Origin of the sequence: Stenotrophomonas sp. NRRL B-14846 (genome assembly GCF_050473585.1) — a bacterium.
Lineage (GTDB): Bacteria > Pseudomonadota > Gammaproteobacteria > Xanthomonadales > Xanthomonadaceae > Stenotrophomonas.
Genome location: NZ_JBFLUN010000022.1, coordinates 2,620,912 through 2,643,719, shown reverse-complemented (window position 1 = coordinate 2,643,719; position 22,808 = coordinate 2,620,912). Strand labels below are relative to the sequence as shown.

Here is a 22,808-nt window from a genome sequence, read left to right as displayed (position 1 = left end):
ACAGGGTAAGGTGTCGCCCCTGTAGCCCGCCGCCAGCCCCGCCGATGCCCAACTCGATTCCGACCGCCTCGCCGTCCCGCCTCGGACATTCGCTCAAGCCCCGCCAGCTGATCATGATGGGCCTGGGCAGCGCCATCGGCGCTGGCCTGTTCCTCGGCTCGGGCGTGGGTGTGCAGGCGGCCGGTCCGGCGGTGCTGGTGTCGTATCTGGTCGCTGGTGCGCTGGTGATCATCGTGATGAACGCGCTGGGTGAGATGGCGGCGGCCAAGCCCACCAGCGGCGCGTTCTCGGTGTATGCAGCCGACGCCATGGGCGCTACCGCCGGTGCCACCGTGGGCTGGCTCTGGTGGGTGCAGCTGGTGATCGTGATCGCCGCCGAAGCCGTGGGTGCAGCCGGGCTGCTGGCCACGGTCTGGCCGGCGATACCGGTACCGATGGCGGCGCTGGCCTTCATGCTGTTCTTCACCGCGATCAACCTGCTCGGAGTGAAGAACTTCGGCGAGTTCGAATTCTGGTTCGCCATCCTCAAGGTGGCGGCGATCCTGGCCTTCATCGCCATTGGCGTGGCGCTGCTGATGGGGTGGCTGCCGCAGGTGGCCTCGCCGGGCCTGAGCAACTTCACCGAACACGGTGGCTTCGCACCGAAGGGCCTGGCCGGGATCGGTGCAGCGCTGCTGGTTGTCGTTTTTGCCTTCGGTGGCACCGAGATCGTGGCCGTGGCGGCGGCCGAAACCGAAGATCCCGAGCGCAGCATTGCCCGTGCCATCCGCACCGTGGCCTGGCGCATCCTGGTGTTCTACATCGGCTCGCTGAGCGTGATCATCGCCGTGGTGCCGTGGACCAGCGAGGCGCTGAAGTCGCCGTTCGCCGCGGTGCTGGACATCGCCCGCATCCCGGGCGCCGGTACCGCCATCACCCTGATCGCCGTGATCGCGCTGCTGTCGGCACTCAATGCCAACCTCTACGGTGCCTCGCGCATGATGTATTCGCTGGCGCAGCGCCGCGAAGCGCCGGCTGTGCTCGGCTGGACCGACCCGCGCCAGGTGCCGGTGATCGCCGTGCTGGCCAGCGTGCTGTTCGGCTTTGCCGCCACGGTGATGGAACTGCTGTTCCCGGACCGGGTGCTGCCGGTGCTGCTGAACATCGTCGGTTCCACCTGCCTGCTGGTGTGGACGCTGTCGCTGGTCTCGCAGCTGGTGTTGCGCCGCCGCGCGGATCGCCTGGGTACCCGCCTGCCGTTCCGCATGGCCGGCTTCCCGTGGCTGACCTGCTGTGCACTGGCGATTCTGGCACTGATCTTCGGCCTGCTGCTGAGCGAGTCGCACACCCGCCTGCAGTTCCTGTCGATGGTGGCACTGACTGCCACGATCGCCGCCAGCAGCGCCATCGCACGGCGCATGCGCGAGGCCTGATTGAAGCTGCCGGCCAGCGGCCGGCACTACCACGGGGGCTGCACATCCGCCGTGCCATCCTGATCGCGTGGGCCGTCATCGGCCCGTCGACCAGGAGCACCGCATGCTGCGCAGCCGTCCCTTCCTGATGTTCACCGGCCAGGCCGAGGCCGCCTTGGCCCTGTACGCCGAAGCCTTTGCCGATTTCCGCCTGCTGGCCCTGCAACGCCACCCCGAGGGCGCCGGCGCTGGCGTGCCCGGGCAGGTCCGCCAGGCCATCTTCCTGCTCGGTGGCACCCACTACCTGTGCTTCGACAGCCTGGACGTGCACGATTTCACCTTCTCACCGTCGATCTCGCTGTTCGTCGAGTGTTCCGGCGCCGAGCAGTTCGAACGTGCCGCACGCGTACTGGGCGAGGGCGGCCATTGGTTGATGCCGGTGGGCGACTATGACTTCAGCAACCGCTACGGCTGGGTGCAGGACCGCTTCGGCGTGTCGTGGCAGTTGAGCCTGGGGCAGATGCCGGACCCGTGACCGGATGTATGTGGGTGTGGGCCTTGGTGCACACGCCCTTATGAAAACGGCCCGCTTGCGCGGGCCGTTTTCTTTACCGATGCAGTGAGGAATCAAGCCTCGACTTCATCATCCTTGTAGGCATCGACCGGGATGCAGGCGCACATCACGTTCTTGTCGCCGTACACGTTGTCGACGCGTGCCACCGGCGGCCAGTACTTGCTCTGCTTCAGGCTGGCCAGCGGGAAGGCGGCCAGTTCGCGCGGGTAGGCGTGGGTCCACTCGCTGGCGGTCACTGCGGTGGCAGTGTGCGGCGCGTTCTTCAGCGGGTTGTCCTCGCGGTCCAGGCGGCCGTCTTCGATCGCGGTGATCTCTTCGCGGATCTGGATCATCGCGTCGATGAAGCGATCCAGCTCATGCAGCGATTCGCTCTCGGTCGGCTCCACCATCAGCGTGCCGGCCACCGGGAAGCTCAGCGTCGGGGCATGGAAGCCGAAGTCGATCAGGCGCTTGGCCACGTCTTCGGCGCCGATGCCGCTGGTCTTCTCCAGCGGGCGCACGTCCAGGATGCACTCGTGTGCCACCAGGCCGTTGCGGCCGGTGTACAGGGTCTTGAAGTGCGGAGCCAGGCGCTTGGCGATGTAGTTGGCGTTGAGCTGCGCGACCTGGGTGGCCTTGCGCAGGCCTTCGGTGCCCATCATCGCGATGTACATCCAGCTGATCGGCAGGATCGAAGCGCTGCCGAAGCTGGCCGCGCTGACCATGCCGACCGGGCCGTTGTCACCCAGCTTGCCCGGCAGGAACGGGGCCAGGTGCTCCTTGACCGCGCACGGGCCGACGCCCGGGCCGCCACCGCCGTGCGGGATGCAGAAGGTCTTGTGCAGGTTCAGGTGCGAAACATCCGAACCCCACTTGCCCGGCTTGGCCACGCCGACCAGGGCGTTCATGTTGGCACCGTCGGTGTACACCTGGCCGCCGTGCTTGTGGATGATCTCGCAGATCTCCACCACCTCTTCCTCGAACACGCCGTGCGTGGACGGGTAGGTCATCATGATCGCGGCCAGGCGGTCGCTGTACTTCTCGGCGTTGAGGCGGATGTCCTCGACGTCGACGTTGCCGTTGGCATCGGTCTTGGTGACCACGACCTTCATGCCGCACATCTGCGCCGACGCCGGGTTGGTGCCGTGCGCCGAGTCCGGGATCAGGCAGATGTCGCGGTGGTCTTCGCCGCGCGAGCGGTGGTAGGCGCGGATCGCCAGCAGGCCGGCGTACTCGCCCTGCGCGCCGGAGTTCGGCTGCAGGCTGACCGCGTCGTAGCCGGTGCATTCGACCAGCATCGCTTCCAGCGTGTCGATCAGTTCCTTGTAGCCCAGCGCCTGGTCGGCCGGCACCAGCGGGTGGATCTGCGAGAACTCCGGCCAGGTCACCGGGATCATCTCGGCGGTGGCGTTGAGCTTCATGGTGCACGAGCCCAGCGGGATCATCGTGCGGTCCATCGCCAGGTCCTTGTCGGCCAGCGAGCGCAGGTAGCGCAGCAGTTCGTGCTCGCTGTGGTGGGTGTTGAACACCGGGTGGGTCAGGAATGCGGACTGGCGCAGCAGGCCGGCCGGCAGCGCATCGGCGGTGCTGGCATCCAGCGCGTCGACGTCGGCCTGCGCACCGAACACGGCGGCCAGCGCGACCACGTCGGCGCGGGTGGCGGTCTCGTCCAGGCTGATGCCGACCGAGTCGCTGTCGATCGCGCGCAGGTTGTAACCGGCGGCGCGAGCCTTGGCGTGGATCTCATCGGCGTGCACGCCGGTGACATGCAGGGTGTCGAAGAAGTCGCCACCGACCTGCACGCCGGCCTTGCGCAGCGCGGCGGCCAGGATCGAGGCCAGGCGGTGGGTGCGGCGGGCGATGCGGGTCAGGCCTTCCGGGCCGTGGTAGACGGCATACATCGAGGCCATCACCGCCAGCAGCACCTGTGCGGTACAGATGTTGGAGGTGGCCTTCTCGCGGCGGATGTGCTGCTCGCGGGTCTGCAGGGTCAGGCGGTAGGCCGGGTTGCCCTGCGCATCGACCGAGACGCCGATCAGGCGGCCCGGCATCGAGCGCTTGTAGGCGTCACGGCAGGCCATGAACGCGGCGTGCGGGCCGCCGAAGCCGAACGGCACGCCGAAACGCTGGCTGTTGCCGACCACGATGTCCGCGCCCCATTCGCCGGGGGCGGCCAGCAGGGTCAGTGCCAGCAGGTCGGTGGCCACGGCCACCAGGCCGCCGCGTGCGTGCACGGCATCGACCAGCGCCTTGTAGTCGCCGACCTGGCCGAAGGTATCCGGGTACTGCAGCAGCAGGCCGAAGGCTTCCGCTTCCAGTGCCTCGGCCGGGGTGCCGACGCGCAGCACGATGCCCATGGGCTCGGCGCGGGTGCGCAGCAGTTCCAGCGTCTGCGGGTGCACGGCGTCGTGCACGAAGAAGGTGTCCGACTTCGACTTGGCCGAACGCTTGGCCAGGGTCATCGCTTCAGCGGCGGCGGTGGCTTCGTCCAGCAGCGAGGCGTTGGCGATTTCCATGCCGGTGAGGTCGGCGCACAGGGTCTGGAAGTTGATCAGCGCTTCCATGCGGCCCTGCGAGATTTCCGCCTGGTACGGGGTGTAGGCGGTGTACCAGGCCGGGTTTTCCAGGATGTTGCGCAGGATCACGTTCGGCGTGTGGGTACCGTAGTAGCCCTGGCCGATGAAGCTGCGCAGCACGGTGTTCTTGTCGGCGATCGCACGGATCTTCGCCAGTGCCTGCACTTCGGTCATCGATTCCGGCAGTGCCAGCGGCGCCGGCGACTTGATCTTGGCCGGTACGATGGCATCGGTCATCGCATCCAGCGATGCATGGCCGACGACGTCGAGCATCTGCGCGATCTCGGCATCGTTGGGGCCGATGTGGCGCTCGACGAACGCATTGTGGTGCTCGAGCTCACGCAGGGAAGGGGTGTTCTGGGACATGGCGAAGGATCCGTCAGGAAAGGGCACACGCACGGGCACAAGCCGCCGGTCGGCGGTCTGCGGGGCGCCCCTCTGTCCTTTTGCCTGAGAGTTTGGAAGCGCGGAAAACCGCGGCTTCGTGCCCCTTCGGCGCCGGATCGAACCGGTCTCTCCAGAGTTGTGTTACGGGTGGTATCGGGCCTGAGCGATTACGGGCGTTGCGCCTTCGGCAGCGGTGTTCCGCTTCTCCCACCGTGTTGCCCGCCGATTATAGCCCGTTGCGGGCGCGCCAGCCGCCTCCGGGCCCGGCCGCGGCGCCTGAATGGCCGATGGCCCGTCCGTGTGTTTTGTGCACTGCTGCATGGCATCAGGCGCAATCCCCACCTATGATGGGCGGATACCCGAATTCATCTGGCGCCGTCCCTGCTGCAGGGGGACCGGCGCCCGCCGTGCGTGCCGCGCATGGCCCTGCCGGACGCCTTCTCCATGACCGCCGCTGTTGCTCCTTCCACCCGCCGCATGGCCCTGCTGCTCGCCGGCCTGGCCATGTTCGGTCCGTTCTCGATCGACACCATCTTCCCGGCGTTCCCGCAGCTGGCCCAGCGCCTGGCGGTGGACGAGGTGGCGGTGCAGCAGACCATCAGCGTGTACCTGCTGTTCTACGGCCTGATGAGCCTGGCACACGGCCCGCTGTCCGATGCCTGGGGCCGCAAGCGGGTGATCCTCGGCGGCCTGGTGGTGTTCGTCGGCGCCTCGGTCGGCTGTGCGCTGTCCACCGACCTGACCACGCTGCTGGCGTTCCGCGCGCTGCAGGGCCTGTCCGCGGGCGTCGGCATGATCGTCGGCCGCGCGGTGATCCGCGACCTGTACCACGGCCACGACGCGCAGCGGCTGATGAGCCAGGTGTCGATGCTGTTCGGCATCGCCCCGGCCATCGCGCCGATCATCGGTGGCTGGATCCTGCTCAGTGGCGCGGGCTGGCCGCTGATCTTCTGGTTCCTGGTGGTGTTCGCACTGGTCCTGCTGGCAGCCACCGCACGCTATCTGCCGGAAACCCATCCGGTCGAGGCTCGGGTGCCGCTGTCGCCGCGCGTGCTGATGCGCGACTACGTGCGCATCGGTTTCAATCCGCGCTTCCTGCGCCTGGCGCTGGCCGGCAGCATCGGTTTCGGCGGCATCTTCCTGTACATCTCCTCGGCGCCGGTGTTCGTGATGCAGCACCTGCACCTCGGCGAGGGCGGTTTCGCCTGGCTGTTCATCCCCACCATCGGCGGCATGACCACCGGCTCGTTCCTGTCCGGGCGCATGGCCGGGCACACCACGCCCACCCGCCAGGTCGCCATCGGTTTCGGCCTGTGCGCGCTGTCGGTGCTGCTGAACGTCGGCTACGTGGCGCTGGCGCCGCAGTTCGTGCTGCCGTGGGCGGTGCTGCCGATCTTCCTGGGCGGCATGGGCATGGCATTGATCTTCCCGATCCTGGCGCTGGCGGTGCTGGACATGTACCCGCACCAGCGCGGCCTGGCCTCGTCGCTGCAGGCGTTCGTGCAGCTGATGATCAGCACCGTGGTGGCCGGCGTGGTGTCGCCGCTGCTCAGCGCCAGCCCGCTGCACCTGGCGCTGGGCCAGGCGGCGTTCTTCGGCGCCGGCTTCGTGTTCTGGTACTGGGAACACCAGCGTGAACGCACGGCGCAGGCAGCCTGCACGGGTCACTGAGCAGCGTGCAGGGGTAGGGCGGGCCGCGACGCCCGCAGCGCTTGCGACGGGAATCCACCGGACTAGGCTGGGCACTCCAGCCAGCCGGTGCACAGGTGCACGACAGCCAGCCGATCCGATGTCGTTGCATGAGGTTCCCCCATGGCTGCGCAGCAGACCTACCGCCTGTTCGAGGTGGCGCTGAAGGAGCGCCGCGTTCTTTCCCCTTCCCTGGACCGCATGGTGTTCACCGGTGCCGACGTGGCGCGGATGAAGACCGAAGGCCCGGACCAGCGCATCAAGGTGTTCTTCCCCTTGCCCGGCCAGGAGGTGCCGCAGGTCCCCAGCGGCGACGACTGGTATCCACGCTATCGGGCCCTGCCGGACGATCAGCGCCCGCCGATGCGCACCTACACCATCCGCCAGCTGCGTGCGGAGCAGGGCGAGGTCGATGTCGATTTCGTCATCCACGGCGTGACCGGTCCCGCCTCGCGCTGGGCCATGCATGCCCGGCCGGGCGACCGCGTGGTGCTGCTGGCCCCGGATGCCGACTGCGCCGACAGCAGCGAGGGCTGGGAATGGAAGCCGCCGGCCGGCGTTGGCCAGGTGCTGCTGGTGGCTGACGAGACCGCGTTGCCGGCAGTGGCCGGCATTCTTGAGGAACTGGCGGCCATGGTGGATCCGCCGCGCACGCTGGCCCTGCTGGAAGTGGCGCAGGCCGGTGATGCGGTTCCCCTGAAGGCGCCGGCCACGGCCGAGCTGGTCTGGTTGCCGCGCGGGCAGACGGCGTACGGGCAGCCCTTGCTGCAGGCAGTCCAGGCAAGGTTGGCGGCGGCCTCGGGTGTGGCTGCCGGTGATGCGCTGGAAGAGATCGACGTCGATACGCAGATCCTCTGGGAGCAGGCCGATAGCCGCGTGGCGGGGCCGCTCTACGCCTGGGTCGCAGGTGAGGCCGGGGCCGTGATGGCGATCCGTCGCCATCTGGTTCGTGACTGCGGGCTGGACCGCCGCGCGATCACCTTCATGGGGTACTGGCGGCACGGCAAAGTGCTGGACTGAGGCGACGTGAAGCAGCGCTGCGGGCGGGGTGCGCTATCCTTGCGCCCCCCTCGCAGCGGTACCGCACCATGTCCACCAGCTCCAAGACCCGCCGCGACCAGCGCCGTCGCCAGGAAAAGCAGGCCGCCAACAAGGCCGCTGCCCAGGCCTCGCCGGTGGAGCCGCATGCCGAACTGCGCGACGCGCAGCGCACCCTGCTGGCCGGTGTCGTGCGCCGTGATGGCGAATGGGTGCTGGGCATGGATGGCCGCATCGCGGGCCACAGCGAGAGCGCTGCGCAGGTGCTGGCGCTGATCATGCAGGCCGGTGAGCTGCACGAACGCAACGGCACGCCGGTGCGCCTGATGTACTCCGATGCGCTGCGTGATGCGGCGCAGGCCGAAGCAAAGGAGAAGGGCCAGACCTTCGAGGAATTCAAGGCCGAGCTGGCTGCAGCGATGGCCGCGAAGAAGAACAGCTGACAGGCACTTCGGTAGAGCCGGCCGCTGGCCGGCTGCCCGTTGGGTCTTCATCGCGTGGTTGCCGGCCAGCGGCCGGCACTACCAGAAAGGGGCGGATCCTCGCGGATCCGCCCCTTTTTTCATTTCGCCGCTGGCGCCGCGTTGGCCTGCCAGCCGCACATCTGGCCTTCGTTCTGCTGCTTCAGCCACTCGTTGACCGGGGTGAAGTACTCGATCATCGGGCCGGCATCGAGCTTGTCGGTGCCGGTCAGCTCCTTCAGCGTGGCCTGCCACGGTTGGCTGGCACCCTTGCTCAGCATCGCCCAGTACTTCTGGCCGGCTTCCTTGTTGCCGTAGAAGGTGCACTCATGCAGCGGGCCCTTGTAGCCGGCCGCGTCGCACAGGCCCTTGTAGAACTGGAACTGCAGGATGCGCGCCAGGAAGTAACGCGTGTACGGGGTGTTGCCCGGCACGTGGTACTTCGCGCCCGGGTCGAAGAATTCTTCGCCACGGGTGCTGGCCGGCGCCACGCCCTGGTACTTGGCCTTCAGGTCCCACCACGCCTTGTTGTAGTTGTCGGCGGTGATCGAGCCATCGAACACGCCCCAGCGCCAGCGGTCGATCATCAGCCCGAACGGCAGGAACGACACGCCCGACAGCGCCATGCGCATCTGGTTGTTGATGACCGCCTCGCGGCTCTCGGTCGGTGCGTCGACCAGGCCGATCGAGCTGAGGTACTTGGGCGTCATCGCCAGCACGATGGTGTCGCCGATCGCTTCATGGAAGCCATCGTTGGCACCGCCCTGGAACAGCGGCGGCAGCGGGTTGTAGGCCAGGTCGTAATAGATGTGGCCCAGCTCGTGGTAGATGGTGGTGAAGTTCTCTTCGTTCGGCTTGATGCACATCTTGGTGCGCACGTCGCCTTCCATGTTCATGTCCCAGGCGCTGGCGTGGCAGACCACGTCGCGGTCGTCAGGCTTGATGAACTGGGTGCGTTCCCAGTACGACTGCGGCAGCGACGGCATGCCCAGCGACACGTAGAAGTCCTGCGCGCGTTCGGTCATCTGCTTGGCGGTACGCAGTTCGGCCTCGCGCTGCGCCTTGTACTGCGCGGCCACGTTGGCGTCCTTGCCGGCCTTGGCCAACGCTGCGCTCAGGTTGGTCTGGTACTGCTTTTCCAGCGCCGCGGTGATGTCCAGGCTGCCGGCACCCGGGTACGGTTCCAGCTGGTCCCACAGGTTCGACCAGTCCTGCTGCCACATGTTGCCGAGCAGGTGCGCGGCGATCAGGCCGTTGCCCACTTCGGCCTTGTCCTTGCCGTAGGTCTTGTCCAGCTTGCCGCGTGCGTAGCAGTGCAGCTGCTCGTACATCGGCTTGACCTGTTCCCACAGGCGGTCGGTTTCCGGGCCGATCTGTTCCGGCGGCATGTCATAGCCGCTGCGCCACATCTGGCCGGCATCGGTGAAGCCCATGCCCTTGGCGCCTTCGTTCACCAGGCCGACGAACTTCTGGTAGTCGCCGCGCATGCTCTTGGTGGTGCTGTGCCAGCCCTGCCAGGCGTCCAGCTGCTTGTCGTAGTCGCGGCTGCGTGCCAGCACCTGCTCCAGCTCGCCCAACTGGCGGCAGGAGTTCGGATCGTTGGCATCGGTGCAGTACTTGCCGGCGCCGTAGCTGCCTTCCATGCGCGTGGCGATCTGGGTCAGCTCGGCCAGCTTGGCCGGGTCGCGCGGTGCCGGCATCGACGACATCAGCTTCAGCAGGTGGATCGCGCGCTTGCTGTCCTCGCTCATCGGCTTGCCGTCGAAGGTGGCCGCCTGTTCGATCCAGCTGTTGAGCTGGGTCAGCGAGCGCTCGTTGGCCTTGGCCGCGATGCGTTCCGAATCACTGTTGATGTAGGTGGAGGACAGCCACTGCGCCGAGGTCATCTCCGGGTAGGCGGCCTTGAACTCGGCATTGATGCGGGCCACGAACTGGTCGGCGGTTTCGCCGGCCGGGGCGCTGCTGCTGGCGGTATCGGTGCCTGGGGCAGCTTCCTTCTTGCAGGCGGCCAGGGCCAGCGTGGCGGCGGCGATTGCCGAGGCCAGCAGGAGATGACGGTGTTTCACGGGCGGTCCTTGGGTGGTGAACGACGGCCGAAGGCTAGTGGGCAGTCGCTGCCACCGCAAGTGGCGGAAGTCGGCCGGGCGGCGCCCGGCACCCGCAGAGGCAACTGCAACCGCAACGGCCGAAGCAACAGCAACAGCGGACTATCCGTGGTTTGGCGGGGCGGTGTCGGACTGCGGGGACGCCGCAAGTACGTCCCTGTAGGCTTGGCAGCCGCATCCATGCGGCTGACACCCCGCATTCCGACACCGCCCCACCTCTGACAGATTCCGTGTGCTGCCGGTAGGTGTCGACCTTGGTCGACACATCTGTCAGGTATCGACAATCAAAATGGGGTCAGATCCGTTTTCCTCCGGAAAACGGATCTGACCCCAAAGTCGTTCCAACCGATCGCGGAAAACTGTCGAAGGCGGGGTGGGTCCGGTTGCGGGGGCGTGAGCCGCATGGATGCGGCGACCGAGCCTACATGGATGTATTTACGGCGTCCCCCGCCACCGGACCCACTCCGCCATCCCACGGAATGCATGCCGTTGCTTTTGCTTCGGCCGTTGCGGTTGCAGTTGCCTCTGCAGGTGCAGGGCTGCAAGCCCTGCCGAACAACCCTCAACCTTCGCAGCTGGCGAACACGTCGCGGTCGCGCTCGTACAGCGAGGTCTTCACCTGCATCAGGCCCAGCACCGACGGGAACAGGTTGTCATGGTCGGTGTAGGCCGCCGAACGCTTGCGCACGCATTGCAGGTCCAGCCCGCGGCTGCTGGCGAAGCCCGGCGAGAACCACATCGTCATTGGTACCCGGGTCTGCTCGGCCGGGGCGATGGCATAGGGCACGCCGTGCAGGAACAGGCCCTTCTCGCCCAGCGACTCGCCGTGGTCGGACAGGTAGATCATCGCCGTGTCGTAGTCCTGCATGCCCTGCAGCGTGCCGATGGTCTTGGTCAGGAAGTGATCGGTGTACAGCACGGCATTGTCGTAGCTGTTGGTGATCTCTTCGCGCGAGCAACGGCCGATGTCACGGGTATCGCAGGTCGGGGTGAAACGGCGGAACGCGGGCGGATAGCGCTCGAAATAGGCCGGGCCGTGGTTGCCCAGCTGGTGCAGCACCACCACCCGGTCACCGGGCCTGGCACGCACCTGGGTGGCCAGGTCCTGCAGCAGGATCTCATCCATGCAGCGGCCATCGGCACACAGGCCCGGCGTGGTGGCATCGGACAGCGACTGGAAGTCCAGGCCTTCGCACACGCCCTTGCAGCCGGACTGGTTGTCACGCCACAACGGTGCGATGCCGGCGCGGTTCAGGACGTGCAGCAGCGACTGGTGCGCGCGGATCTTCTTTTCGTCGTAGTCGTGGCGACCCCATGGCGAGAACAGGCACGGCAGCGAAACCTCGGTGCTGGTGCCGCACGAGTGCATGTCCGGGAAATTGATCACGCTGGCCTGCGCCAGTTCCGGGGTGGTGTTGCGGCCACCGTTGAGTCCCCAGTTCTGCGCGCGCACGGTCTCGCCCATGACGATCACCAGCAGGCGGGGCTTGCTGGCAGGCGCGCGCGGGGTGGCCTTGGCATCGGTGCCGATCGGCAGCTTCGGCGCGCGCTGCACCGGGTTGTCACCACGCAGTGCACGCGGCATGCCCAGCAGCACGTTGGCCGGTGTCGCGAGGTAGCGCACTTCGCGCTGGTTGCGCATCAGTGCCGAGACATCCTGGAACGAGATCAACGCGCCGCCGACCGCAGTCACCGCCGCCACCACCAGGAAGCCCAGCCGCCACAACAGGCTGCGGCCCCAGCTGCGGCGACGCAGCTGCACACGCCACAGCACGATCATCGGCAGCACCGCCAGCAGCAGTACCGGCCACAGCAGTGACACGGTCATCAGCTCGCGGCTTTCCTTGGGGTCGGTCGCCAGCACGTTGCGCAGCATGTCCGCATCCAGGTAGATGTGGTAGCGGCTCATGTAGTGCGCGGCGAATGCGGTCACCAGCAGCAGCAGGCTGATCACCACCTTGGCGTTCCAGCGCCAGACCAGGATGCCCAGCAGCACGCCGTGCGCACCCAGCAGCAACAGCAGCAGCGACAGCGCGTAGCGCACGCTGCCCGGATGGCTGGCCATCGCGCTGTGCCAGAACAGGCCGTTGCCGGCCACCGCGAAGAACAGGCTGGTCAGTGCGATCAGTGCTTCGGTGGACAGCTGCGGCCGCCAGCGGCGAAGACTCGCCAACGCGGGAAGGCGGGCGGGGCGTTGGACCGATGCACTCATGCGTTTGCCTCCTGGCGGTTGGGTCGGTCCAGCTGATGGCGGATCAGGACGCGTTTGACGATCAGATACAGGCCGAGCGAAAGCAGCCAACATATCAATGCAGTGGCAACGTCATGCGAAAGGAAATGCGCGCCCCGGAGCTGCTGGCTGATGCCGAACACCAGGCCGGTGCCAAGGCCGATCCACAACCCGGCCCAGCGCCACGACGGGCGCCACAGCAGGGCGAAATAGTACAGGCACAGCCAGGCATAGCCCGCACTGGCGTGGCCGGCCGGGAAGCAGGCCCGAGGGGCCATACCGTCGGGGCGCAGCGTGAACAGTCCGATGAAGGGCTCATGGCCGCCGTAGCGCAGCAGATCCCACGGGCATTCCATTGGCACCAGCGCCTTCAGCAGGGAGATCACGCCGGTGCCCAGCGCCATGGCAATCACGACATAAAGCAGCGCCCATCGCAGGGTGCGATCGCGTCCCTTGCGCCAGTGGTGGAAGCACAGCAGGATCGCCACCAGCGCCGCTGCCGTGCTCAGCCATTTGCCCACCTTGTGCACCACCGTGCGGGTAATCCAGGCGTCCTGCAATGCCCAGTGGCCACCTTCAAGGCGGAACAGGTGATCGGCCACCCATTGATCACCGCCGAAACCCATCAGCAGCGCAAACACGGGTAGACCGATTGCGACAGGCAGCCAAAGGTGGGTTACGGCAAATCTTGACGCCAGTGGTGATGTCGCAAGTGGCGCTACCGCATCAATGGGACGAACGGGCATGCTGGGAAGGGGCGGTTCGGGAATCCGCGGTCATGCTCGTCACCTGGATGTCGGAGAAGGGTCGGACGCTCGTTCGTGCCGGGTTAATGTTTGCCCGGCACATGTCAACGTTCAGTCTTCCTCGGCGGTCGATCCTGTCCGTTCGGCGTGGCATTGCGGGTCCCAGGCCGTACCAGGAAGCAGTTGCCAACGATTCCTGTTGGCAATGCCGATGTCGATCACCTTGGCCGGGTCCACGCAGGGGCTCATCGCATCATCCAGCACCAGCAGCCAGCGCTTGCCCGGTGCCTCGGCCAGCCACGGGCCGGCGTCATGCCACTGCTCGGCCCACGGGCGCTTGAAGCCGAACTCGCGCACCGGCCGGTCGGCCTGTAGCAGGTTCTGTTCGCGCCAGGCGACCAGCGCAAGTTCAGCGTCCGGTCCGATCCGCGCGCCCACCCGGCGCATCACCGCCGATGCCGACGCGAACGGATCCAGCGCGGGGATCAGCACCAGGCCGTAGAGCATCCACAGCATGCCGTGGGTCAGCAGCACCAGCGTTGCAGCGCGGCGCACCCGCAGCCATACGATCAACGTGGCCAGGGCAATGGCAAAGGTCAGCAGGCCATCCCCCAGCACCGGCAGCAGCGAATCGGGCATCGCACGCCGTTCCAGCTGCGCCACGGCCCACGGATGCTCGGTCATCAGCATCACGCCGAGCACGCCGGTGGCCAGCATCAGCACCACGCTGTAGCCGAACAGGTAGCGCCGCACGCACAGCCGGCGCAGCAGGCCCGGCAACAGCGGGGCCACCGCCAGCGCCATCGCCGGCAGCATCGGCAGCACATAGACCTCGCGCTTGCCGGGGCTGGCACTGAAGAACACCAGCACCAGCAGCGCCCAGCCCAGCAGCAGCCATTGCCGGCGGTCGCCACGGCGGATGCGGTGCCACCAGGGCTTGAACAACATCGGCAGCAGCAGGCTGCCCGGCAGCCACAGGGTCAGGATCACCTGCAGGTAGTACCAGACCGGTTGGCGGTGGTGCCAGGCATTGGCGTAGCGCGTGCCGGTCTGCTTGAACAGCAGTTCGTGGGCATAGGACTGCAGTGCCGCACTGGGCTCATGCAGCAGTGCCCAGCCCAGCGGGGCAAGCCACACCGCCACGCCCAGCAGGAAGGCCGGGATCAGCCACAGCAGCGTTGCCGGATGCGGGCCCTCCACGCGGTGCCCGCGACGGCGCTGGTACAGCCACCAGCCGAACCACGGCAGCACCATCAGCAGTGGCAGGAAACCCACGCCCTTGGTCACCGTGCCGAGGCCAGCGGCGAAACCGGCCAGCCACAGCGCGGGCAGGTTGCGGCGCTCGCACAGGTGGCGCATCAATCCCCACAGGGCGACCGTGGTCATGCCGACCAGCACCATGTCGATCTGCGCGCGCTTGGCCATCAGGCCGAACTGCAGGGTGCAGAACAGCGCCGCCAGGGCGTACAGGGAATGCCGCGGTGACCACAGCCGGCGTGCCAGGTCCGAGACCAACCACAGGCTGAGCAGGGCGCCCAGCAGCGACGGCAGCAGGAACGACCACTGCCAGCTGCCGACGATCTCGTAGGCGGCCGCCTGCAGCCACATGAAGACCGGCGGTTTCTCCGCGTACAGCTCCACGCCCCGGTGCGGCAGCAGCCATTCCCCGCTTTCGACCATGGTGCGGGCCGCCAGTACGAAGCGCGGCTCGTCCGGCGGTTGCGGCTGGCGCAGGCCGATACCGGCCGCCAACGCAGCGATGATCAGCAGCCACAACAGGGGCAGGCGCCAACGGCGGGGCAGGGCTACGGGCACGGCAGGCTCCGGGAGCAAAACGGCCACTCTGACGTGGCTGGGGTAGGAAAGGCGTCGGAGCGGGCGCACGGCGACCGCATTCCGACATGGTCGGCGCTACCATGGTACGAACTTCCGTGGATCTTTCGTGCATGCGTCTGTTGGTGATCGAGGACAACCGCCAGCTGGTGGCCAACCTGTTCGACTATTTCGAGTCGCGCGGGCACGTGCTCGACGTGGCCCCGGATGGCATCACCGGCCTGCACCTGGCCGGCAGCCATCCTTACGATGCGGTGATCCTGGACTGGATGCTGCCGCGCATGGAGGGGCCCGAGGTGCTGCGCCGCCTGCGCGCCGAGCACGCGTCGGAGGTGCCGGTGATCATGCTGACCGCGCGTGACGAGCTGCCGGACAAGATCGCCGGCTTCCGCGCCGGCGCCGACGACTACCTGACCAAGCCGTTCGCCCTGCCCGAGCTGGAAGTGCGGCTGGAGGCGCTGCTGCTGCGCGCGCAGGGCCGCAATCCGCGCAAGCGCCTGCAGGTGGGCGACCTGGTGCTGGACCTGGCGACCCTGGAGGCGCAGCGCGGCAGCCAGGTGCTGCATCTCTACCCGGCCTGCCGCAAGCTGCTGGAAGTGCTGATGCGCGCGAGCCCGGGCGCGGTGACCCGCCAGCAGCTGGAATTCGCCCTGTGGGGCGACGAGCCACCGGATGGCGACCTGCTGCGCTCGCATGTCTACGAGCTGCGCCGCAGCGTTGATGGCCCGTTCGCCGACAAGCTGATCCACACCCTGCCGCGGGTCGGTTATCGCCTGGCGGTGACCGCGGCCAGCGACGCAACCCGGGAAGACGATGAAGGCGCGTAAGCCGGGCCCGCTGTACCGGCGCGTGGTGTGGTGGTTGCTGGGCTACCTGGCCCTGCTGTCGATTGCCGTGTTCAGCGTCGGCAACTACGTGCACGAACATGCCGAGCACGCCGCCTGGCGCGCGCTGCTCAATTCCGAACTGGACAGCATTGTCGATCACACCGAGCACGAGCCGCATTACCGCTGGCAGGATTCGGACACGCTCAGCCTGTTCCGCTTCGACGAGGGCAACATGCCCGAGAGCGTGCGCACGCTGCATCCCGGGCTGCACGATGGCGTGCCGATCAAGGATCGGCAGACCGCGGTGATGGTGCGTGACACCGGCTCGATGGGGCGGGTGGCGCTGGCGCTGGACATCTCCGATTTCCATGACCTGGAACAGTTCGCCACGCGCTGGGTGATGCTGGCCGGGGTGATCATGATCTTCGTCACCGTGCTGATGGCCTCGTTCGGCATGGAGCGTATGGTGCGTCCGTTGAGCCTGCTGGCACAGCACATTGCCGGGCTGCGGCCGGGCGTGCAGGGCCAGCGTATCGAGGTCGATCCGCGCGGCAGCTCCGAGCTGCATACCATTGCCGGTGCGTTGAACGACTACCTGGACCGCAACGAGCAGTTCGTCGAGCGCGAGCGGGTCTTCATCAGTACCGCCAGCCACGAACTGCGCACGCCGATCGCGGTGATGACCGGTGCCGCCGAGCTCGCGCTGGAGCAACCGGGCCTGCCCGAGCGTGCCCGCCAGCAGATGCAGCGGGTGTTGCGCACGGCGCAGAGCGTGGAGCAGCTGATCGAGCTGCTGCTGGTGTTGGCGCGTGATCCGGCGCGCCTGGCTGCGCGTGCCGAGCGCATCGCCCTGGACCAGCTGCTGCCGGAGATCGTCGACGACCATCGCCACCTGCTCGGTGACAAGGACCTGAGCATCGGCATCCAGGCGGCGCCGGTGGATATCGTTGCCCCGATGGCGGTGGTGCAGGCGGCGATCGGCAACCTGCTGCGCAATGCCATCGAGAACAGCGGCCGCGGCCATATCGAGCTGCAGCTGGATTCGTCGGCGGTGCTGACCCTGCAGGACCCGGGGCATGGCATGAGCCCGGAGGAGATCGCGGCCATCCACGCACGCATGGCCCGTGGCGAGCGCGCCGATCGTGGCGGTGGCATCGGCCTGGACCTGATCGCGCGGTTGTGCGAGCACCTGGGCTGGACCCTGCAGCTGCAGCCCTGCGAGCCGCGCGGGACACGCGTCACCCTGGACTTCGGCGCCTCGCGCCCCGCATGACGGTAGTGCCGGCCGCTGGCCGGCAACCTCATCGCACTAGGTGACAGCCGGTCGCGCCACGTGCTGGTCGATCAGGATCACGTTGCCGTCAGGATCGGCCAGCTGCAGGTAGCCGGTACCCTGGCCATCGGGATCGGTCCGCACTGCCAGTTCGATGCCCTTCGCATCCAGCTCGGCCTGCAGTTCACGCACATCCTGGAAATGGGGCAGTTCCTGCTTGTGCTGGTCCCAGCCGGGGTTGAAGGTCAGCAGGTTGCCCTCGAACATGCCCTGGAACAGCCCGATCACCGTGCCGTTGCTACGCATCACCAGCCAGTTCTGCGTGGGATCGCCACCGGTGACCGAGAACCCGAGGGCTTCGTAGAACGCACGGGACGCGGCCAGATCCTTCACGGACAGGCTGACCGAGAACGCACCGAGTTGCATGGCCCTGCTCCACATGGGGGATGCGGTCATAGTCATCAATGCCGGAAGTCGCGGCAAGCAGCGCAGCATGACCCGGCGTGAAGACAATGTTAATCTCGACCTGCGCCGCTTTATGCGGCGCTTTTTTTTCTCCGCTCTTTCGATCGACAGAGGATCCCATGCCGACCGAACCCGCTACTGCCCTGATCAGCAACGACATCGTTGGACTGGGCCTGATTGCCGCCACCCTGGCCCTGATCTTCTGGGCTGCAAGTGGTCCGACCCCGCTGCTTAAGAAGATCTTCGCCTGGGTGCCGGCACTGCTGCTGTGCTACTTCATCCCCGCCATCTACAACACCGCCGGTGTCATCGATGGCCACAACACCTCGCTGTACAACCCGGTCGCGCGCGACGTGCTGCTGCCGGCCGCGCTGGTCCTGCTGACGCTTTCGATCGACCTGAAGGGCGTCATCAAGCTCGGCCCGAAGCTGCTGATCGTGTTCTGCGCCGGTACCGCCGGCATCATGCTCGGCGCCATCGTTTCATTCCAGCTGATGAAGCTGATCCACCCGGAAACCGTGGCCGGTGATACCTGGGCCGGCATGGCGGCGCTGGCCGGCAGCTGGATCGGTGGCGGCGCCAACATGGTCGCCATGCGCGAAGTGTTCGGTACCGATGCCACCACCTTCGGCCAGTTCGCGGTGGTCGACGTGGCCTGCGCCAGCCTGTGGATGGCGATCCTGTTGTTCCTGGCCAACCGCGCGCAGCAGATCGACACCCGCAACGGTGCCGACACCCGTGCCATCGACGAGATGAAGGCACGCATCAGCGCCTACGAGGCACAGAACGCGCGCATTCCCAGCATGACCGACCTGATGGTGATCGTTGGCGTGGCCTTGGGGGGCGTCGGCCTGGCCCACGCCATCGCCGCGCCGCTGTCGGGCTGGTTCAAGGCCAATGTCAGCTGGGCCAGCCAGTTCAGCCTCGACAGCCAGTTCGTCTGGGTGATCCTGCTGTCCACGGCGATGGGCCTGGGCCTGAGCTTCACCCGTGCACGCCGGCTGGAAGCGGCTGGCGCTTCGCGGCTGGGCACGGTGTTCCTGTACTTCCTGATCGCCTGCATCGGCATGCAGATGAACCTGCTGTCGCTGCTGGATCGGCCGTGGCTGTTCCTGCTGGGCGCGATCTGGATGGCCACGCATGTGCTGGTGCTGTGGGTGGTGGCCAAGCTGCTGCGCGCGCCGCTGTTCTTCTTCGCGATCGGTTCGCAGGGCAACATCGGCGCGGCCGCCTCGGCCCCCGTGGTGGCCGCAGCCTTCCATCCGACGCTGGCCCCGGTGGGCGTGCTGCTGGGCACGGTGGGCTATGCCACCGGCACCGGCCTGGCCTACGTCACCGGTTTGATCCTGAAGTGGATGGCCGGGGCCTGAGTCCTGAGCTGACGATCATGTTGCGTGTTCATGGCAATTGCCGTGAACACGCTTTCCCCGTGCAGAGCCGAGCCCACGCTCGGCTTTCTTTTTGCCTGCCACAGGATAGATCCACGTCATGCGTGGATGCACTTCATGGGTATCCATGAACAAAGAAAGGACAGATCCGTTTCCCCGCGGAAACGGATCTGACCCCTGATGCTTCTTGCCGTCACCGGAAATCTGTCGAAGGTGGGGTGGTGTCGGATGGCGGGGTGTCCGCGGCATGGATGCCGCGGCCAAGCCCCCAAGGACGGGTTTACGGCGTCCCCGCCATCCGACACCACCCCGCCAAATTCACGGAAAACCAGAGCCGACGCTTTGGCTGTTGCAGTTGCAGTTGCTTCTGCGGGCGCCGGGCTGTAAGCCCGGCACCCACCTCACTCCTCAACAGCAGCGTCCACCGTTGCGCCCGCCGTAACGCGCTTCCTGGCGCTCGCGGAAGAACGTCTTGTAGTCCATCGGCTCCTGGTCCGGATGCTTCTCCAGCATGTGCCGGACGTAGTTGTCGTAGTCAGGAATGCCACAGCACAGCCGTGCGGTCTGCACCAGGCGCCGCCAGATGCGGCGGTGCGCCTGGTATTGGCCGGCGGGAACCAGTTGCGTGCTCATCACAGGTCCACCATTTCATGCGGCTTCAGCGCCACGTACGGGGTCTCGCGGTCGCTGCGCTGCGGGTTGCGGCGTGCCGCCAGGATGGTCTTGATCGAATACACCAGCACCGCGCCCACCACCAGCAGGAACAGTGCGGTCAGGCCGGTGTTGACGTAGGCGTTGACCACGATCTGCTTCATCTGCGCCACCGACTTGGCGGGTGCGGTGATCGTATCGCTGGCGAGCGCAGCCTGGAACTTGTGAGCCTGCGCCAGGAAACCCTGTGCCGGGTTGCTGTCGAAGATCTTGATGAAGCCGGCATAGGTGGTGCAGATCAGCAGCCACACCGCCGGTACCGCGGTGACCCACGCATAGCGGTCACGCTTCATCTTGAACAGCACCACCGTGCCCAGCATCAGCGCGATGCCAGCCAGCATCTGGTTGGAGATGCCGAACAGCGGCCACAGCGTCTGGATGCCGCCGAACGGATCGACCACGCCGGTGTAGAGCAGGTAGCCCCACAGCGCCACGCAGCCGGCGGTACCGATGATGTTGGCGGTCCACGATTCGGTCTTCTTCAGGGCCGGCACGAAGTTGCCCAGCAGGTCCTGCAGCATGAAGCGCCCAGCACGGGTACCGGCGTCCACCGCGGTCAGGATGAACAATGCTTCGAACAGGATCGCGAAGTGGTACCAGAACGCCATCATCGCGTCGCTGCCACTGGGAATCGCTTCGTGCAGGATCTGCGCGATGCCCACCGCCAGCGTCGGTGCACCACCGGCGCGGTGCAGGATGGTCGGTTCACCGATGGCGGCCGCGGTCGCGGTGAGCTGCTCGGGTGTGATGGTGAAGCCCCAGGTGTTGGTGATGTAGTGCGCCGCGGAAGCCGCATCGGCACCGATCACCGCCGCCGGGCTGTTCATCGCGAAGTAGATGCCCGGATCGATGATCGAGGCCGCCACCAGCGCCATCACCGCCACGAAGGATTCCATCAGCATGCCGCCGTAGCCGATGTAGCGCATGTGCGCTTCATTGGCCAGCAGCTTCGGCGTGGTGCCGGACGAAATCAGTGCATGGAAACCGGAGACCGCGCCACAGGCGATGGTGATGAACAGGAACGGGAACATGCCGCCCTTCCACACCGGGCCATCACCGCTGGCGGCGAACTGGGTCAGTGCCGGCATCTTCAGCTCCGGCATCACCACCAGGATGCCGATGGCCAGCGCGATGATGGTGCCGATCTTGAGGAAGGTCGACAGGTAATCGCGTGGTGCCAGCAGCAGCCACACCGGCAGCACCGAGGCGACGAAGCCGTAGCCGATCAGCATCCAGGTGATCTGGGTGCCGGTGAAGGTGAACGCCGGGCCCCAGACCGGGTCGGCGGCGACCTTGCCGCCGTACCAGATCGCGGCCAGCAGCAGGATCAGGCCAACCACGGAGATCTCGCCGATCTTGCCGGGGCGGATGTAGCGCATGTACACGCCCATCAGGATCGCGATGGGCATCGTCGCGATCACCGTGAACATGCCCCACGGGCTTTCGGCCAGCGCCTTGACCACCACCATCGCCAGCACCGCCAGGATGATGATCATGATCAGGAACGCACCGAACAGGGCGATGGTGCCGGGCACCTGGCCCATCTCCTCGCGGACGAGGTCACCCAGCGAGCGGCCGTTGCGGCGGCTGGACAGGAACAGCACCATGAAGTCCTGCACTGCACCGGCCAGTACCACACCCACCACCAGCCACAGCAGGCCAGGCAGGTAGCCCATCTGCGCGGCCAGTACCGGGCCGACCAGTGGGCCCGCGCCGGCGATGGCGGCGAAGTGGTGGCCGAACAGCACGTGCTTGTTGGTCGGCACGTAGTCCAGGCCATCATTGTTGATCACCGCCGGGGTGGCCCGGGTCGGATCCAGCTGCATCACCTTGTTGGCGATGAACAGGCTGTAGAAGCGGTAGGCGACCAGGTACAGCGAAACCGCTGCCACCACGATCCATAGTGCGTTGATGTGTTCACCGCGGCGCAGGGCCACGGTGCCCAGACAGAATGCGCCGAGCAGGGCGAGTGCCGCCCAACCCAGTTTGGAAAACCCTTTCATGAGGTGCTCTCTCCCGGAAAGACAGTCAAAGAGTCCTGCTTGCCCACGACAGGGTCAATTGGCACAGGACGAATCTGCGGTAGTACTTTGGTCGTACGGCGGTTGCGCTGACGTGCAGCGAACATCAGGGATGGAACAATCGGTTGCGGTGCCATCCATTGGCGTACGGCCATGTGGCGTCCATCTTCACTGGCATCCATCCAACAGGAGTCGCCATGAGCTTTCCCGAACCGGTCCGCGTGCTGCGGACCATCCGTGGCATGCCCACCTCCGACGGTGCCGGCGTGCGCCTGACCCGCGTCATCGGCGGCCCCACGCTGCCCGACCTGGATCCGTTCCTGCTGCTTGATGAGTTCGGTACCGACCGCGCCGAGGACTACATCGCAGGCTTCCCGGAGCATCCGCACCGCGGCTTCGAGACCGTCACCTACATGCTCGACGGACGCATGCGGCATCGCGACAACCACGGCAACGAAGGCCTGCTGACCCCGGGCAGCGTGCAGTGGATGACCGCCGGCCGCGGCCTGGTGCATTCGGAGATGCCCGAGCAGGAAAGCGGGCAGATGCGCGGCTTCCAGCTGTGGGTGAACCTGCCGGCGAAGGAGAAGATGACCGACCCGAAGTACCAGGAATTCGCGCCGGAGCGCATTCCCGTGGTGAAGCCGGACGTCGGCGTGGAAGTGAAGGTGATCGCCGGCAGCGTGGACGGTACCCACGGCCCGATCGTGCAGCCGGCCACCGAGCCGCTTTACCTCGACATCACGTTGGCGCCCGACCGGGCCTGGACCTACACGCTGCCGGAAGGCCACAACGCCTTCGCCTATGTCTTCGAAGGTGCGCTGACGGTGGGTGAGCAGGATGCTGCGCGCGATGTCGCGCGCCAGGAACTGGCGGTGCTGGGCGGCGGCGAGCAGTTGCACATCTCGGCCGGCAGCGAAGGCGCGCGGCTGATCCTTGTAGCAGGTCGTCCGTTGCGTGAGCCGGTGATGCGCCACGGCCCGTTCGTGATGAACACGCGGCAGGAACTGATGCAGGCCTTCGTTGATTTCCAGGAAGGCAAGTTCTGAGGTAGTGCCGGCCGCTGGCCGGCAGCAGCCTCGGACGAAGGCGGATCGGGGTGCCGGCCAGCGGC

At 66.8% G+C, this 22,808-nt stretch carries 17 protein-coding genes and 1 riboswitch; of the genes, 9 read left to right on the top strand and 8 right to left on the bottom strand.

Translation table 11 applies throughout. The features are described 5' to 3' along the window. Window positions 1-44: 44 nt before the first annotated feature. Window positions 45-1,412 (top strand): amino acid permease, encoded by a 1,368-nt coding sequence (locus tag AB1281_RS14505; protein WP_430346237.1) that lies wholly within the window; start codon window positions 45-47, stop codon window positions 1,410-1,412. Between the two features lie 103 nt (window positions 1,413-1,515). After that, window positions 1,516-1,926, top strand: coding sequence for a VOC family protein (locus AB1281_RS14500; protein ID WP_005418291.1), 411 nt, complete (start codon window positions 1,516-1,518; stop codon window positions 1,924-1,926). 92 nt (window positions 1,927-2,018) lie between these two features. Here AB1281_RS14500 and gcvP read toward each other — a convergent pair whose 3' ends face one another. After that, window positions 2,019-4,886: an aminomethyl-transferring glycine dehydrogenase gene (gene gcvP, locus AB1281_RS14495; RefSeq protein ID WP_430346236.1), complete on the bottom strand. Its 2,868-nt coding sequence runs from the start codon at window positions 4,884-4,886 to the stop codon at window positions 2,019-2,021. 62 nt (window positions 4,887-4,948) lie between these two features. After that, window positions 4,949-5,051, bottom strand: a riboswitch (glycine riboswitch). 300 nt (window positions 5,052-5,351) lie between these two features. Here gcvP and AB1281_RS14490 point away from each other — a divergent pair. From AB1281_RS14490 to AB1281_RS14480, 3 genes are all read left to right on the top strand, one after another. Continuing rightward, a complete protein-coding gene (locus AB1281_RS14490) occupies window positions 5,352-6,578 on the top strand; it encodes a multidrug effflux MFS transporter (protein WP_042359276.1) in 1,227 nt (408 codons plus the stop codon). A gap of 141 nt (window positions 6,579-6,719) precedes the next feature. After that, the gene (locus AB1281_RS14485; RefSeq protein WP_430346235.1) at window positions 6,720-7,616 is read left to right on the top strand and encodes a siderophore-interacting protein; all 897 of its coding nucleotides are present in this window, start codon (window positions 6,720-6,722) and stop codon (window positions 7,614-7,616) included. Between the two features lie 68 nt (window positions 7,617-7,684). Beyond that, window positions 7,685-8,077, top strand: coding sequence for a hypothetical protein (locus AB1281_RS14480; RefSeq protein WP_008265644.1), 393 nt, complete (start codon window positions 7,685-7,687; stop codon window positions 8,075-8,077). A 119-nt stretch (window positions 8,078-8,196) separates the two neighbouring features. Here AB1281_RS14480 and AB1281_RS14475 read toward each other — a convergent pair whose 3' ends face one another. The 4 genes from AB1281_RS14475 to AB1281_RS14460 all read right to left on the bottom strand — a co-directional run bounded on the left by AB1281_RS14475 (window position 8,197) and on the right by AB1281_RS14460 (window position 14,991). Further along, window positions 8,197-10,161, bottom strand: a complete 1,965-nt coding sequence (locus AB1281_RS14475; protein WP_014038105.1) for a M2 family metallopeptidase — start codon at window positions 10,159-10,161, stop codon at window positions 8,197-8,199. 601 nt (window positions 10,162-10,762) lie between these two features. Further along, window positions 10,763-12,412 carry a phosphoethanolamine transferase gene (locus AB1281_RS14470; protein WP_164119265.1) on the bottom strand — a complete coding sequence of 550 codons (1,650 nt, stop codon included), beginning with the start codon at window positions 12,410-12,412 and terminating at the stop codon, window positions 10,763-10,765. Further along, the gene (locus AB1281_RS14465) at window positions 12,409-13,176 is read right to left on the bottom strand and encodes a phosphatase PAP2 family protein (protein WP_430346234.1); all 768 of its coding nucleotides are present in this window, start codon (window positions 13,174-13,176) and stop codon (window positions 12,409-12,411) included. Before AB1281_RS14465 ends, AB1281_RS14470 begins: the two co-directional genes overlap by 4 nt. 111 nt (window positions 13,177-13,287) lie before the next feature. Next, window positions 13,288-14,991: an ArnT family glycosyltransferase gene (locus tag AB1281_RS14460; protein ID WP_430346233.1), complete on the bottom strand. Its 1,704-nt coding sequence runs from the start codon at window positions 14,989-14,991 to the stop codon at window positions 13,288-13,290. A 131-nt stretch (window positions 14,992-15,122) separates the two neighbouring features. On the opposite strand from AB1281_RS14460, the gene AB1281_RS14455 reads away from it, so the two are divergent. Both AB1281_RS14455 and AB1281_RS14450 read left to right on the top strand, forming a co-directional pair. Continuing rightward, complete coding sequence (locus AB1281_RS14455; RefSeq protein WP_014038101.1) at window positions 15,123-15,836, top strand: response regulator transcription factor; 714 nt, start codon at window positions 15,123-15,125, stop codon at window positions 15,834-15,836. Beyond that, entirely contained in the window at window positions 15,823-17,109 is a 1,287-nt protein-coding gene (locus tag AB1281_RS14450; protein ID WP_049443039.1) for a sensor histidine kinase, read from the top strand. Before AB1281_RS14455 ends, AB1281_RS14450 begins: the two co-directional genes overlap by 14 nt. A gap of 36 nt (window positions 17,110-17,145) precedes the next feature. On the opposite strand, the gene AB1281_RS14445 is transcribed toward AB1281_RS14450, so the two are convergent. Further along, window positions 17,146-17,535, bottom strand: a complete 390-nt coding sequence (locus tag AB1281_RS14445) for a VOC family protein (RefSeq protein WP_014038099.1) — start codon at window positions 17,533-17,535, stop codon at window positions 17,146-17,148. A gap of 158 nt (window positions 17,536-17,693) precedes the next feature. Between AB1281_RS14445 and AB1281_RS14440 the strand changes: the two genes are divergently transcribed. Next, window positions 17,694-18,944 carry a DUF819 domain-containing protein gene (locus AB1281_RS14440; protein ID WP_014648008.1) on the top strand — a complete coding sequence of 417 codons (1,251 nt, stop codon included), beginning with the start codon at window positions 17,694-17,696 and terminating at the stop codon, window positions 18,942-18,944. A 426-nt stretch (window positions 18,945-19,370) separates the two neighbouring features. On the opposite strand, the gene AB1281_RS14435 is transcribed toward AB1281_RS14440, so the two are convergent. Together AB1281_RS14435 and AB1281_RS14430 are read right to left on the bottom strand one after the other, a co-directional pair. Next, on the bottom strand, window positions 19,371-19,595 hold the full coding sequence (locus AB1281_RS14435) for a YbdD/YjiX family protein (protein WP_005410613.1): 225 nt from the start codon (window positions 19,593-19,595) through the stop codon (window positions 19,371-19,373). After that, window positions 19,595-21,676, bottom strand: a complete 2,082-nt coding sequence (locus AB1281_RS14430; protein WP_430346232.1) for a carbon starvation CstA family protein — start codon at window positions 21,674-21,676, stop codon at window positions 19,595-19,597. The genes AB1281_RS14435 and AB1281_RS14430 overlap by 1 nt, the downstream gene beginning before the upstream one ends. Before the next feature lie 215 nt (window positions 21,677-21,891). Between AB1281_RS14430 and AB1281_RS14425 the strand changes: the two genes are divergently transcribed. Beyond that, complete coding sequence (locus AB1281_RS14425) at window positions 21,892-22,743, top strand: pirin family protein (RefSeq protein ID WP_430346231.1); 852 nt, start codon at window positions 21,892-21,894, stop codon at window positions 22,741-22,743. The last annotated feature ends 65 nt before the right edge of the window (window positions 22,744-22,808 follow it).